Raw genomic sequence first — 15,593 nt, forward strand, 5'->3', positions numbered from 1 at the left:
TTCAGCCCCCCTTTTGTGCTGCCGACGGCGCGTCAGCCGTCAGCGCTTGACCGGCGCGTGCGCCGATACCACCGTTGCCTGAGGTCCGCCAGACATAGACGGAACCTCCAATCAACGCAGCCAGACAAAGCGTTGTAATGATATACAGCGAAACATCGCCCAGCTTGTCAAACCATTCGTAGAACCCGATGTATTTAAATAAAAAGATGGTGCCCATGGCTGTATTCTGTACCAGAATAGGCGCCCACAGCGAACCGGTGCGCAAATACAGTGCCCCATAAATCAGGCCCGAACCAATGCTAATGACCGAAAGCGCCGCGCTCGGCTGAAAGTACGCGTAAGCTGCGGCTTGCAGCACCAAGGCCACATATACAGGCATAACCCTGCGAAGCTCGCTGAAAATAAGGCCCCTGAACAATATTTCTTCAAATGCCGGGCCGATCAAACCGGCGCCCAGAATGACGTACCAGATCGAATCCCCCTTGATCAGATCGTCGACCAGCGCGGGAATGGACGGAAATTGCCGCGCAATATCGTTAATGACGATAAGGCCGATGCTGAACAAGCTTCCCGCAAGACCCAGGCCAATCATCAGCAAGACGCGCGAGACGCTTAGCCGTTTGAAGCCCGACGCACGGAACAGATTTTTTTCCGCATGTGGCCAGATCCATCCTTTGATTCGAAAGATGAGCATATACACAAGCGTAATCAGCGTGAACAGAACGACCATAAACATGGCCGGGTTGCGATCCAGAAACTTGGCGAACGACAGCGTTACTTCGTAATTGTAAGTAGAGCGAAGTAGATAGAGCAGCGCATAAAAGACCCCGAGATAAAGCGCGATATTCACTATCATGGTCAACACTTTTTTCACAGGAAAGCTCCTTTCTTCCTTCTATCAGTTCGTGTTTAAAAAGTCAGACTTTCAGCACCGAGAAGGTTGGATGAAACCAGGGACTGAGGAGCGGAGCGTACGTTTTGGGTACGTGAGCACCTGAGATGTTTCCGCAGGAAACATGACTTCGTGAGCATCTGCTTAGGCCCGGCAGAGTTCAAGATTCGATGTCGAATAGGCTTTCAGTGTTACTTCGTGTTAGATATAGGATTTATAAGTTATCAACGGAGTTGATGAAATTCTATATCGCAAGAAAACCTACCTCTGAATCGCGGTCGCTCAGCCTTGAATTGGCCTCGATTGGTTTTCTTATCAAAGGGGGACTTTTAAACAACCTCTAGCAGATGTATTCTCAGGATCAGGCGCAATCCGGCTTGGCCTTTTGCTACGCCCCCGAGTCGGCGCTGCCTTGTACGGCGCGATATTGCTCGACCACACTCGACAGCAACTCCAGATAAGCGGAAGCCCAATCGAGCACTGCCTCCTTGCCGAGGCGCCGGGCGTCATACGTCCATACCCCGCCAAGCACTGGCCCTTCCGCCCCGCTTGGTGGGGCAGCGTCATCCATATACAGCACAACATCAAATCGCTCCAATAGCGCCTCCCGCTCCTTGAACCCGTGCTGCGCTGCTCCTGCAAATAACGGGAACAAGGCAAATCCGGCTTCGGCTTGCGGCTGCTTTCTGACTTGCCGCGCAGTATAACATTCTCCCACACTCACCCGTTTGGCGGCATGCCGCAGCAGCGTATCGAAATCGCGTACCTCCGTAAAGTCGATTTCCTTCGGTGCTATCAGCCCGTTGTCCGTCATAGCCGGAAGCACCAGCCGGCCCATGCCTGACTCGCCGCGCCAGAAGTACAGATAGACGGCGTACGCCGCGGCTTCAACCGCTACCGAACGGGATGCCGCGAGTTCCACAAGCCCTTCCGCGACCACCCGGTCCAGTTGGAACTGAACGCTGCCGATACGCTCCGCGGCATAACCCTTACTGACGCAGTCGTCCCCCACCGGCAGACCGCTCCAGCTCCAGTTCGCTAGCTCGCGATTTCTCGACTGCAGATAAGCCGCAAGAGATGCAATCGTCGGATAAGTGAACAAATCCGTTACGCCGAGAACGCCGGGATACAACTCCTCCAGCCGTTGATGCGTCTGCACCAGCAGCAGCGATTCTCCCCCAACATCGAAAAAACGATGATGGATGCCGAAGTCGTCCCTTTGCAGGATTTCACGCCATACAGCGGCAATCGCCAGTTCGATATCGCTTGCCGCTTCGACAAACGGAGTGCCGCTATCCGCCGTTAGCTCCGGCTCTGGCAGCGCCTTCCGGTCGATTTTTCCGTTTGGAGACAGGGGCATGGCCGGAAGTTCCACCATGGCCTGCGGAACCATATAATCTGGCAGGCTCAGCGCTGCAAAGTCCCGCAGTTCCTGATGGTCCGCAGGATCGGAGCAAATGATGTACGCGCATAAATATTCGCTTCCGTTTGCGGCGTCCCGCTTCATGACCACCGCTTCTGAAACTGTCGGATGACTGAGCAGCACATGCTCGATTTCCGCGCATTCGATGCGCTGGCCCCTTATTTTTACTTGGTGGTCAATTCGGCCCAAATATTCGATCGTTCCGTCAGGCAGCCATCTGGCCAGGTCTCCTGTCCGATACATCAGACTACCCGCCGCAAACGGATTATCGACGAACTTTTCATCCGTTAAATCGGGCCGACCGATATAACCCCGCGCCAGACCCGCGCCTGATATGCACAGTTCCCCGGCAATGCCGACAGGCTGGAGCTTCATCGCTTCGCTCACGATATAAAGCGAGATGTTGTCGATCGGCTTGCCAATCGGCACCTGAATCGGAATATCGCCTTCAGAGCAATCGTAATAGGAAACGTCAACCGTCGCCTCGGTCGGGCCGTACAAGTTCACAAGCCTGGCATTGAACGGAACTCCGATCCGTTCGCGGAACCGCTGCACCTGATCCGCAGTCAGCGCTTCGCCGCTGGCGAACACATGCCTCAGGCTCTCCAGCCTGGCCTCGCTGCGGAGCAAACCGGGATGCTCCAGGAACAGGTGTAGCATGGACGGAACAAAATGCATCGTCGTTACGCCATGCCGCGCTATCGTATCCATCATAAGAGCGGGATCCTTTTCGCCGCCCGGAGGTAAGAGGACCAGCTTTGCTCCCGCAAAGCTCCACCAGAACAGTTCCCAGACGGATACGTCGAAGGTAATCGGCGTTTTCTGCATAATGACTCCGCTTGCGTCCAGTTCGTATTGCTTCTGCATCCAGCCGATCCGGTTGACGACGGAATGATGCTCGATCATGACGCCTTTCGGCTGCCCGGTCGATCCCGAGGTATACAGCACATAAGCCAGCGAACGTGAATCATGCAGCTTCTCCACAGGGAAGTCGTCCCGCTCCTGCGTCAGTGCCTCATGAACGTCTATAAATGGCAGGAACATCTCCAGCCCTTCCGGGGCTTTGCCCTTCGTCAAGACAAGCTTGGCGCCGGAATTGTCCAGCATGTAGCGGATTCGCTCCGACGGCAAGCCCGGCGCAACAGGCACATAAGCTCCGCCCGCCTTCAGCACGCCAAAGATTGCAATTATCATCTCCAGGCTGCGATCCATCACAATAGCCACGCGCTCCTCGCGCTTGACACCTTGCTTTCTGAGCACCTGCGCCAGCCGGTTCGATCTCCGGTTCAATTCCGCATACGTCAATACTCCGTCCTCCGCCGCAACCGCAACGGCCTGCGGCGTCGCCCCCGCTTGTCTTTCAAGGTAAACCTCTACCGTATCGCCACTTGCATACGGCGTAGTAGTGCGATTGAACGTTTCGCTTAGCCTCTCCGCCGCCACGGCGTCAAGCAGCCCGATCCCTCCGAGCGTCCGCTCCGGCTCGGCCAGTGCCAAGCCGACAATACGGGAATACCATTCTGCCATTCTGCGTATGCTATCTTCTTTAAACAGCACCGTCGCATATTCGATCGTCAAGGCTGCGCCTTTTGCGCCCTGATCCGCAATCTCAAACGTCAAGTCGAGCTTCGATACGCGAGTGTCAGGCACTTGTACCTCAAATTGCAAGGCATCCGCCGCCGCTTGTCCGGCCTCCATATGCTGCATGACAAACATCGTGTCAAACAGCGGATTACGGCTCAGGTCGCGCGGCACATCCAGCATCGTCACCATATGCTCAAACGGGAGCAAGCCGTTGTCCAGCGCCCCAAGCGTAGTTTCCTTAAGCTGCTCAGCGAACGCTCTGAACGACAGTTCGCCGAATAGCATGCTGCGAATCGGCAGCGTATTGACAAACATGCCGACCAGAGACTCGGTTGCGGGATGGAAGCGACCGGCGATCGGCGTGCCGACAATAAGATCGTCTTGCCCCGTCATCAGATGCAATAACGTATGGTAGGCGGCAAGCCAGATATGAAATGGCGTAACGCCCCATTGCTCCGCCGCCATTCCAATCCCCTCGGCAAGCTCCGGCGGAATCGACAGTGCAAGCTTGGCGCCCTCAAAGCTTTGTTCAGGTGGACGCGGATAATCGGTCGGCAGTTGCACTACAGGAAGCGTACCCGCTAGCCGGAACGCCCAATATTGTTCTTGCTGCTCTCTCTCCTCCGAAGCCATCCACTCCTGTTGCCAAACGGCGGCATCCTTATAGTGAATTGGCAGCGGCTGTAAGGAGCTGCCGCGATACAGTTGCTCGAAATCGCGCGCCATCACATTCATGGACACGCCGTCGGCAACGATGTGGTGAATGTCCAGCAGCAGCGTATGCCGACTTTCGCCGTCCGTCGCGAGAAACGCCCGAATTAACGGAGCTTTTCGCAAATCGAACGGCCGGACAACCGCACGCGCAAATGTATTCAAGTCCGCCGCATCCATCAAGGCATGCACAAAGAGTTCAAACGAAACCCGCTTATGGATACTCTGCACCGGCTTGCCGTCTGACCAGTCAAAGCTGGTGCGCAGCGGTTCATGGCGGTCAATTAGCCCTTGAATCGCCTCGCGAAGCCTGTCCTGATCAACCTTGCCCGTCAGGTTTAGAACGAGCGGAAGATTATAGGCCGTGCTGTCGGGATAAAGCTGTTGCAGTACAAACAGCCTGTTCTGCGCGAGCGATAACGGGTAGAACGGACGGCTTTCCGCCCGGGCGATAACTGTAGCCCGCTTGGGGGCCGCGTTGTCGATACGGGCCGCCATTTCCCGTAACAGGGGAGCGGTGAACACATCCTTCATCGCAAAATCCGCTCCATAACGCTGCTCAATCAAGCCTGCAAGCTGCGCTGCGCGTAAGGAATGGCCGCCCAATTGAAAGAAATGGGCTTCTCTCCCGATCGCCGCCGGGTCGTCCTGCCCGCTTGCGGCCAGACCGAGCACCTCCTGCCAAAGCTCTGCCAGTCTCTGCTCCGTCGGCGTAGCCGGCGCCTCACCGCAAGCCAACGGTTCAGCGAACCGGTGCTGCGGCAGGCGACCTCGGTCGGTTTTGCCGCTCGGACTCAGCGGAAACGCTTCCATTGCAATAAAATTCGAAGGAATCATATAGTCCGGCAGAAGTTCCTTAAGTGTGGCCCGAATGCTCGCTTCCTCCGGCGCCTTCCCCTCCACAGTCACGAGATATGCGCAAAGCGCCGGCTCTCCCGCATGGTCCGTCACCGTCATCACGATGGCATCGCGAACCTCCGCCTGCAAGAGCAGCGCATGCTCGATCTCGCCGCATTCGATGCGAAGACCGCGCAGCTTGACCTGATGGTCAAAGCGTCCCAAATATTCAATATTACCGTCCGGTAGCCACCTTGCGCGATCGCCGGTACGGTACAGCTTATCTCCTGCGGCAAACGGATTCGTAACAAAGCTTTGCTCCGTCAAATCCGGTCTGTTATGATACCCGCGCGCAAGACCGGCACCCGCGATGCACAGCTCACCGGACACGCCGATCGGCTGCAGTCTCATCCGCTCGTCCACAATGTAGAGCCGAATGTTATGGATTGGCTTGCCGATCGGAATCGTACCTGCCCCAGCATTCGGGCAATCGTAGTAGCTCACATCAACTGTCGCTTCCGTCGGGCCGTACAGATTAATGAGCCAACATTGGCCGCCGCGCTCCATCAGGCTGTAAAAACCTGCGACATGCGCGGGCTTGAGCGCTTCGCCGCTCGTAAATACGTATCGCAGGGAATAAAGCTCGCTGCCTCTGCCACTGTCCGCTGCATAGGGCAAAAAGACACCCAGCATAGACGGTACAAAATGCATAACCGTAATCGCCTGCTCCTTAATCGTGCGTAGCATAACCGACGGCTCTTTCTCCCCACCGGGCTCGAGCAAATAAAGCGAAGCGCCAGCAAAGCTCCACCAGAACAGCTCCCATACGGAAACGTCGAACGTAATTGGCGTTTTTTGCAAAATAACGTCGTGCTCATTCAGCGGATAAGCCGTCTGCATCCAGTTCAGCCGATTGATCGCCGCGCGGTGCTCCACCATAACGCCTTTGGGTTTGCCGGTGGAGCCTGACGTATATATGACATACGCCAAATTCTCGGGGCCCGCTTGAGGAGACAGGTCCGTTTCTTCCTCGCCCTTCGGAAGCTCCGATGCGGCAGCAGCCGCAAGCGTGTCCAGATCGAGCATTTCTCCCTGGAAGGCCGGGAGCGTATGAATCCACTTGGTCCCCGCCAGAAGCAGCCTAGCCCCACTATCCTCCAGAATGCCGCGGATCCGCTCGGGCGGATGCTCCGGGTCGATCGGCAAATATGCCCCTCCCGCCTTGAGCACCGCCATGATCGCAATCATCATGGATAACGAGCGCTGAGCGGCAACTGGTACAATCGTTTCGACTGCAACCCCCTTGCCTCTTAGTACTGTAGCCATGCGTTCGGCGCGGTCGTTCAGCTCCCCGTACGTCAGTGATCCTTCAGCTGACCGCACCGCCGGGAAGTCCGGCCACCGCCTGGCGGACTCGGCGAACCATCCGTGAATCGTCTTCTCCGTCGGGTACAGATGCCCCGTATCATTCCATGCCGCAAAGCCGGCTTCTTCAGCAGGTGTCACCATTGCAACGTCTCCACAGATCAGGTCGGGGCTGGCGACCGTTTGCTCCAAAATGTAAAGCAGCCGCGCCGCCAACCGCTCCATCGTGCCTTTATAGAATAATTCCGTATTGTACTCCAGTTCCGCCCGCAGACCGCCTTCGCCATCGTTGTACAGATCAAGCTTGAAGTCCAGCTTGGATGTTCCGTGGCTGACAGGCAAAGGCTCCATGCTCCAACCGTCGCCGCGTTCCTTCAGCTTCTCGTCTTCAAACTGGTTGTGAACGATCAACATCGTATCGAACAGCGGGTTGCGCGACGGATCATGCGGGTACCGAGCCGCTTCCATCATATGCTCGAAGCTGACATCGCCATGCTCGTATGCGGCAAGCAAACGCCCATGGGTCTCGCCAACAAACTCTATGATCGGCAGCTCGTCCGCCACCCGCATCCGAATCGGCAGAAACTGGTTGAACATGCCGATCATACGGGCCGTATCCGGATGCGTTCGCCCTGCCGCCAAAGAACCGATTGCAAATTCCGACTGATGTGTCGTTCCTTTGAGCAACAGCGCATAAGCCGCAAAAAGCAGGCTGTTCATGCTCGCGCCGGCGCTTGCGGACTTCTCTTTCAGCCGTGCGGTGAGCGCTGCTGGAATGTGGAAGGTATACGTATCACCCGCAAATGTCTGACGGTCGCCGCGCGGTCGATCCAGCGGCATATCGAGCGGCGTCGGTGGCTCTGCAAGCTGCTCCGTCCAAAACGCTCGGCTTGCCCTGGCCCGCTCCGAGCCGGACTGTTGCTCCTGCCAAACGGCATAATCCTTGTAATGCAGAGACGGCAATGCAAGTTCAGCGCCGTCGATCAAAGCGGTCAACTCCTCCAGCAGCAGCTTGACGGATATGCCATCCGCCGCGATGTGGTGGATATTGAGCAATAGATAAGCCTGCGCTCCTTCCGATTCGGGCCGGCAATAACATGCGGCGAGCAGCGGCGCTGTGGCAAGCTCGAGTGGCCGGAAAAACTCACTCAAGCATTCCGGTAGCGGGATCCCCGCGAGCTCCAGCGTTTGAAGAGCAAAATCGGCCGAATCGTGCACAATCTGGGCCGGAACGCCGTCAATCCAATGATAGGAGGTCCGCAGCGGCTCATGCCGATCGATCAACTTCCGAAGCGCTGACGCGATTCTCACCTCACCCACCGCACCTGACAGTTTAAGTGCAAGTGGAATATGGTAGGTTAGTCCGATATCAGCCATGCTTTCCGCCAAAAACATGCGCCGCTGCGGAGGGCTGAGAGGATAGGATGCGGCTTTTGGCGCGTCTGCAACAGGTTCGTATGCTTCCTTGGCAGCCCTGTCGATCCAGGCTGCCTGCTCTCTGACCGTCGGTAGCTTGAAAATTTCCTGAAGTGGCATGCGCACTCGGCATTGCTTGTAGATTGCCGAGGTCAATGCGGTCGCCTTCAGGGAATGGCCGCCATGCTCAAAGAAGTGGTCAAGCGCTCCAACCTGCCCCGCATGAAGCACTTCTTGCCACAATCCTGCGACAATGATCTCCGTATCTGTGGCAGGCGCTTCATATGGGACTGCGCGCTCCGGCGCAGGCAGACGTTTTTTGTCCACCTTGCCGCTCCCGTTCAGCGGCAGCTTCTCCAACTGCACAAACGAGGCCGGAATCATAAATGCCGGCAGCTTACCTGTCAGTTGGCTCCGAACGCTTGCCTGCCCTTCGGTTTGCACTGCAACGATATAAGCGCATAAATACGGCGCTCCATCATTCTCAATCAGCGCCACAAACGCTTCCTTGACGCCAGCGCAATCCAGCAGCCTACTTTCAATTTCGCCCAATTCAATTCGGTAACCCCGCAGCTTGACCTGACTATCTATCCGGTCCAGAAACTCCAAATTTCCGTCAGGCAAACGGCGCACCAGGTCGCCGGTTCCGTACACGGTTTCGCCTTCCCGAAACGGATGCGACCGGAACTTCGAAGCGGTCTGCTCCGGCAAATTCACATAGCCAGATGCGACACCGTCTCCTGCAATCCATAGCTCGCCAGGTACAAAGTCCGGCTGCAATCGACCCAGCTCATCCAACACTAGCGTTTCTGAACGCGCGATCGGCTTGCCGATCGGCACGGTGGCCGTTCCTTGTCCGTCCCATGTCTCCGTGATCGGATAGCAGGTAGCGAACACCGTCGTTTCCGTAGGGCCGTAAACATGCAGCAACACGCTCGAACCAAGCGCGCGGAGCGCTTTGCGGATATGCGGTACGGAAGCACGCTCTCCGCCAAATAAAATATGGCGCAGGCCGCGTAGCGACTCCAGTCCGTGATCGACCAGGGTATTGAATAGCGCCGTCGTCACAAAGAATACGGTAATGCCTCTTCCCTCAATCAGCTCGGTCAGCCGCATAACGTCAGCAACCTCTTCTTCGCCGACCAGCGTCAGCTTCGCGCCGTTCAACAGCGCTCCGTACAAGTCGAACGTTGAACCGTCAAAGGCGTAGTTGGAAAGCTGCAACAGCGCATCGTTTTCCGAAATGCTTACATAATCGGTATGAACGGCAATCCGGGACACATTGCGATGCATGGTCATGATCCCTTTCGGCTTGCCCGTCGATCCGGATGTGTACATGATATAAGCGAGATCGTCTGCCGAGCCGTCGAAGTCCAGATTATGGCCGGACTCGCCGTCCCAACTTGTATCGATTCCATCCATGTCGATGACACCTATGCTGTCTCCGGCAAGCCGGGTGACCATCTCCATCATCGCAGCCGCAGCCACGATCACCCGCGCTTCTGTATCCTGCAGCATAAACAAAATCCGCTCTTCGGGATATTGCGGGTCAATCGGCACATAGACGGCTCCCACTTTCAGCACAGCCAATATCGCGGTAATCATATCGGGCGATCGCCGCAATAGCAGCGCCACCTTCGCCCCCGGCGTGACACCGCGCCGTGCAAGCACGCGTGCAAACCGGTTGGCACGTTCGTTCAGCTCGCTGTAGGTATACGCCTGCTCCCCCATTTCAACGGCAATCTGCTGCGGTGTCTTCACCGCTTGCCGTTCAAACAGTCTGTGCAACGACAACTCCTGCGGCTGGGTGGCGTATGAATGGCCTAGCTGGAGCAGCCGTTCCCGCTCCCCTGCATCGACGGGATCAAGTTCGCCAAGTGTCGCATGCGGCTGCGCGGCGACTGCCCGAGCCAGTGCTACATAATGCTGGGCCATTTGCGCGGCGGCCAGCTGATCGTACAAATCCAGCGCATACTCCAGCGTAAATGCGATACTATCGCCGTTATCCGCGCACTCCCAAGTCAGGTCGAACTTGGCCGAGCCACTGTCCATCGCTTGGGGCGTATAAACGACATCCTTGCTCCGCCATTCGGGCAACTCCATATTTTGTAGCGTAAACACTGAATCAAATAGCGGATTCCGCCCGTATTCCCGTTTCACATTTGCTAGCTCGGCTATTTCTTCATAAGGCACATCCCCGTTGCCGATAGCCGCCAGCGCCTCCCCATTGACCTGCTTCAACCATTGATCGAAGGGCAAATCGTTTTGTCCGCGCAGGCGGATCGGAACCATGTTGACAAACATCCCGACTATATTTTGCAGCTCCGGCCGCACACGTCGCGCGGCTGCCGTCCCGACTACGATGTCGGATTCGCCCGTATATTTCGCAAGCAGCGCATAATAAATCGAAAGCAGGACGGTGTATAATGTTACGCCCTCGCGTCTAGCCAATGCCCGCAGCGATCCGGCAAGCTCCGGCTCCAGCTCGAAGCGTTCAATTGCCCCGCGATAACTTGGCGTCTGCGGCCTTGGACGGGGGGACGGAAGCGCCGGAGACGGCACGCCATCCCGAAAGATTTCGCACCAATAAAGCTTCTGTCGCTCCAGCCAGCCGCCGCTTCGGCTCGCTTCCTCCCACAGCGCCAGATCCCCGCCATGAATGGACAACGGCTCCGGCTCGTTCCCCTCGTAAAACCTCGAAAGATCGGACATCAAAATGCCCATCGACGTTCCGTCCGTAATGATATGATGCATATCCAGCAGTAGCACACTTGACTCACGCTCCAGCAGCACAAGCTCCATGCGCAACAGCGGCGCTTGCTCCAGACGAAACGGCTGCAGGAAGCTACGCTGTCGCAACGTCAGCTCAGTCGCCGGCCAGCCGCTTCCGTCAACGACGGCAAGCGGCGGCTCGACCGCTTGTTCGATGCGCTGCATCACATTGCCTTCTTCCATATAAAAGGACGTCCGTAGCACCGGATGCCGCTCTATCAGCGCCCGCCACGCTGCGCGGAATCGTTCGATATCGAGCGGGCCCTTCACCTGGACCACAAACGGTAGATGATAGTTGAGCAGCCCCGGATTCAGCTCTTCCAAAATGAACAGCCGCTTTTGCGCCGAGGTCGCCGGATAAACCGTCCGCTCCTCCGCTTTGGCCACCGACGGCGCAACGGCAGCAGTTTCATCTCCCTCCTGCGCCTTTTGCTCCAGCAAAGCGGCCAGCAAACTCACCGTATCATGCAAAAATAGCTCGGTAAGCGTTAGCTCGACGCCAAACACCTCTTGCAGCCTGGCTGCGGCATAAGCCGCCTTGAGCGAATTGCCTCCTTGCTCAAGAAAGCCGTCCTTCCGGCCTATATAATCCTTTTTCAACACCTCGCACCAGATAGACATGATCCGTTGCTCCGTATCCGAGGCCGTCTCCAAGTCGATATCCCCGAGCAAGGCATCGCCGCCTTCCACATCACGTTGCTTAAGCGTGGCCGCCGCTTCTAGCTCCGCCAGCTCGGCAAGCGCTTCGGCAAACTCACCTTCGTGCAGCGCTTCTGCCAATACGTAGCGTTGAATTTTACCAGAGGTTGTTTTCGGAATTCGCCGAACGGGGACAACAAAAGCAACGTCCAGACCGGCCGATCCGTTCAGCAGCTTTTTCACCTCGGCCATCAGCGGTATAAATCCGTCGATCTTGCCGCGATGCTGAATAAAAACTGCGATCGCATCCCGTTTGGTCGTTGCATCCTGAACGGCGGCAACCGCCGTTTTCCCGATTTCGGCTCCTTTCAGGCCGCTGATCAACGTCTCCAGGTCATGTGGATACACATTTTGCCCGTTGACGAAAATGACGTCCTTCATGCGGCCGGTCACATATAAACGCCCTTCCAGTAAGAAACCTAAATCTCCCGTATCTAACCAGCCGTCCGGGGAAATCGTTTGCTTGTTTACATCGGGCCGCTTATAGTAGCCGCTTGTAACATTGCGGCCTTTAATATGAATCAAGCCTATGCTGCCTGCTGCCGAAGGGTTACCCGCTTCGTCGCAAATGCGCACCTCGCACTCTTGTACCGGAAAACCTAGCTCGACGATCTCGATCGCGGCATGATCCCCGAGCTCGGCCATTCGTACAGGCTGTCCGACAGCAAGCGATTGGCGCTCAAGCTTAATGGTATTCAGATGATCTTCCGTCCCCGGGAACGTCACGGCCAGACTCGCTTCCGCAAGCCCGTATACCGGGAAAATGCAATTTCCCTTTAACCCGTACGGCTTCATCGCCTCCAGAAAATCGCGGCAATGGGCGGCTGATATGGGTTCGGCCCCGTTAAAAATCAACCTGACGCAAGACAAATCCCATGCCGCCGCTCCTTCCGGTTTCCAATGCTGCAGAAAATGCACATAACCGAAATTCGGCGAAGAGAGGCATGTCACCCGATGCTTATGCGTAAGTTCCAGCCATTTCATCGGATGAAGCACAAACGTCGAGGTCGGCAAGTGCAACTGATTCATGCCGCAAAACAGCGGCGAAAGATGAAAACCGATGAGCCCCATATCATGCGTCAGCGGAAGCCAGCTTAGCGAAGAATCCCGCTCCGTCGACTGCGCCCCATGGATAATGGCGCATATGTTCGACAGAAGATTGCCATGCGTCAGCACAACCCCCTTCGGGTCTCCGGTAGAGCCAGATGTGAACTGGATGAATGCGATGTCTGTTTCGGCAGCGTCATACGGCTCAGCCTCGGGCCGGCCGGCATTCGCAGCCGCCGCAAGTACTTCCACAATCGGCACGCTACCGGACTCAAGCTGGGCCAGCGCCTCCGCCTCCCCGTGCTTTAAAGCGTAGCCTTGAATTCCTGGCAAAAGTTCTTCATCACAGAGCAATCTCGGCGCTTCCAACTGCTTGCATATCTGGATCAGCTTTTTGCGCCCTTCGTCCGTACGCGCCGCCGTCACAGGTACGGGAACAATGCCGCCGAGCACGCAGGCCCAGAACAGAAGGATGAACTGTTCGTTATCTTCCGTCTGCATGACGGCAAAGTCACCAGGCCCAAGCCCCCGCTCGCGTAGCAGATGGAGCGCCCTTCCGGCCAATGCAAGTAATTGGCCGTACGACAAGTAACGCTCCTGACCGCTTTCGCAAAATAAAATTCCCGCATCGTTTTCCTTGCGCGCCAGCAATACGCCAGACAAATTACGAATGGTTCTCATAATCGGCAGGCCTCCGTTCTGTTCTTTATCACAGCGTTGTGGAATGCAGTTCTTGATAATCCTCCGTTACGATGCGATTATGCTCGTCCATAATGACGACATGCGGACGATACGTGCGGGCTACCGATTCCTCCATCATCGCGTAAGAAATAATAATGACGCGGTCACCTGGCTGCACCAGCCTGGCAGCAGCGCCGTTCAGGCAAACCATACCCGAGCCTCTTGGACCGGTAATGACATACGTCTCCAGCCTTGCTCCGTTATTTATATTGACAACTTGCACTTTTTCGTTCTCCAGAATGTTTGATGCATCCAAAATATCCTGATCGATGGTTATGCTTCCTACGTAATTCAAATTGGCCTCCGTCACGACTGCACGGTGAATTTTGGACTTATGCATCTCTCTAAACATGAATACACTCACTCTCCTTGTGGGGTGATCTTTGGAAAAATAAAACTCAGCTAATTTCTTTTAACAAACGTTATTTCCCAAATATTCTTTTTAAGGAACATTCAGAGTGCAAACAAACCTACATTGTTTCTCAGTCTTAACGAAAAAGAACAAGTAGGAGCAATCAAGACGTTCAAAAAGGAATTCTGCGGCAAATTCGTGCCAATGTGGCTGTTCATACGGAATAAGCAAGTTCATGCTTATGTGTGGGATCAAGCTGAATGGAAATTTCATGCGATTGTGAGGAGGGCATGTTGACTGGCAAGCTAATGCTTTTTTTGTGGAATCTTGCTGGTTGGGCAAGCTCATGCTATTGGACGAGGTCATGCTAATTAGGCAGGTTTATGCTATTGTGCGGGTTTCAGTTAATTGAAATTGTGACAGTAGAAACAAAAAACATGGCTTGTACACCGTTGCAGTTCATCATACATGCGATTCAGTAATGCGCAGGGGGAAAACAACACCGTATAAGCCAGGTGTAGCGGTAACGAATTAAAGTATTGTAGCGCAATAAACACTTTTCTCATGAATAGGAAATTTCTTGCAACCTACCCTTATAGTAGTGCTAAACCTTCACTTGCGGTAGGGAGATAATCTTACAATAAAGGGGGAAATTCTTTTACTTTTTTGAGCAGTCCTACCAGAAATTAAGAGCCCTATGCAAAAAAGCATTTCCGCTCTTGCTTGAAAACAGCAGTTTGATAAACAAAAACAGATTAAAAATCGAAACTTTGTAACGAAGGGATTGGCGGCAATAGTGGAGCGCTTTTTTACGGTCGTAACGGTTCAAATAGCTGAGGGTATAATATTTGCTTGCAATGCCGTTATCAATGTAGGAGAACTGTTTCGCTTTATTACTGACGGAATCGGACTGCGCCACCAAATCCCGGACATGCTCGCGCACTTTGATAGATTTGAAGCTAAGCCCCTCAATTTTTTTATAGATTTCCTCGTTGAGATGAATCGTATCGGGATCAAGCTGCCAGCGGTCGCAGAAAAAGTAGAGGCTGTCGGGAGACTCCCGGTAGACGGAATGAGGTTTGGTTTGCAGCGCAATTCTGTAATTGTCGAAAAAACGGATTAGATAGGTTGTATCTTCCCCTAGATAAAAATGTTCGTTGATCAAGCCGACTTCGTCCAGCAGCTCCCGGCGGAATACCATCGTGTTCAGTTGAAAAAAATTGCGCGTATGCGACAAAAACGCCTCGAACAATCCCTTTTCGAATACAATCGTTTCTCCATCATTCCATGTTTCGAACCTTTTTCGCATCGAATGCAGCAAATACTGCTCAACTTTATTCTCGAAGTTGTAGGAGGTAATATCCCAGTGCCGTTCCATCCATAATGCAAAGCTGATATCCGCTTTCGTCAACGCATGCGTTCTCATGCTGTCGGTCAAATGGCAAGGATACCATTCGTCATCGGAATCAAGAAATGCCAAATATTCGCCTTGCGCCGCCAGCATCCCCGTGTTTCGCGCGCCACCCGGTCCTTTTTCCCGTTCATTGCGCACATAGCGGATTCGCGCATCTTTGCGCGTCCACTCGCGGATCGCCTCTTCCGTATGATCCGTGCTTCGGTCATCAACAACGATCAGCTCCCAGTTGGCGTAAGACTGCCGCAAGATGGACTCGATTGCGCCGGAAATGATCTGTGCCCGATTGTACGTTGGCATCACAATGCTTATCAGCTGCTCCATTCGCTTCACTCCAATC

Annotated in this window: 4 protein-coding genes; all 4 read right to left on the minus strand. The window is 54.9% G+C overall.

What is annotated here, in order from left to right:
• Position 1: 1 nt before the first annotated feature.
• Positions 2-874 carry a CPBP family intramembrane glutamic endopeptidase gene (locus EI981_RS21785; RefSeq protein ID WP_127001826.1) on the minus strand — a complete coding sequence of 291 codons (873 nt, stop codon included), beginning with the start codon at positions 872-874 and terminating at the stop codon, positions 2-4.
• Between the two features lie 406 nt (positions 875-1,280).
• A complete protein-coding gene (locus EI981_RS21790; RefSeq protein ID WP_127001828.1) occupies positions 1,281-13,427 on the minus strand; it encodes a non-ribosomal peptide synthetase in 12,147 nt (4,048 codons plus the stop codon).
• A gap of 28 nt (positions 13,428-13,455) precedes the next feature.
• Positions 13,456-13,839 (minus strand): aspartate 1-decarboxylase, encoded by a 384-nt coding sequence (gene panD / locus EI981_RS21795; protein WP_127001830.1) that lies wholly within the window; start codon positions 13,837-13,839, stop codon positions 13,456-13,458.
• A gap of 676 nt (positions 13,840-14,515) precedes the next feature.
• Positions 14,516-15,577 (minus strand): glycosyltransferase family 2 protein, encoded by a 1,062-nt coding sequence (locus tag EI981_RS21800; protein ID WP_127001832.1) that lies wholly within the window; start codon positions 15,575-15,577, stop codon positions 14,516-14,518.
• Positions 15,578-15,593: the final 16 nt, after the last annotated feature.

Origin of the sequence: Paenibacillus lutimineralis (genome assembly GCF_003991425.1) — a bacterium.
Taxonomy (GTDB): Bacteria; Bacillota; Bacilli; order Paenibacillales; family Paenibacillaceae; genus Fontibacillus; species Fontibacillus lutimineralis.

What these genes read in the sequence shown, in the direction of transcription:
- EI981_RS21790 (WP_127001828.1), bottom strand. Translation starts at nt 13,427, where the DNA reads ATGAGAACCATTCGTAATTTGTCTGGCGTATTGCTGGCGCGCAAGGAA.
- panD (WP_127001830.1), bottom strand. Translation starts at nt 13,839, where the DNA reads ATGTTTAGAGAGATGCATAAGTCCAAAATTCACCGTGCAGTCGTGACG.
- EI981_RS21800 (WP_127001832.1), bottom strand. Translation starts at nt 15,577, where the DNA reads ATGGAGCAGCTGATAAGCATTGTGATGCCAACGTACAATCGGGCACAG.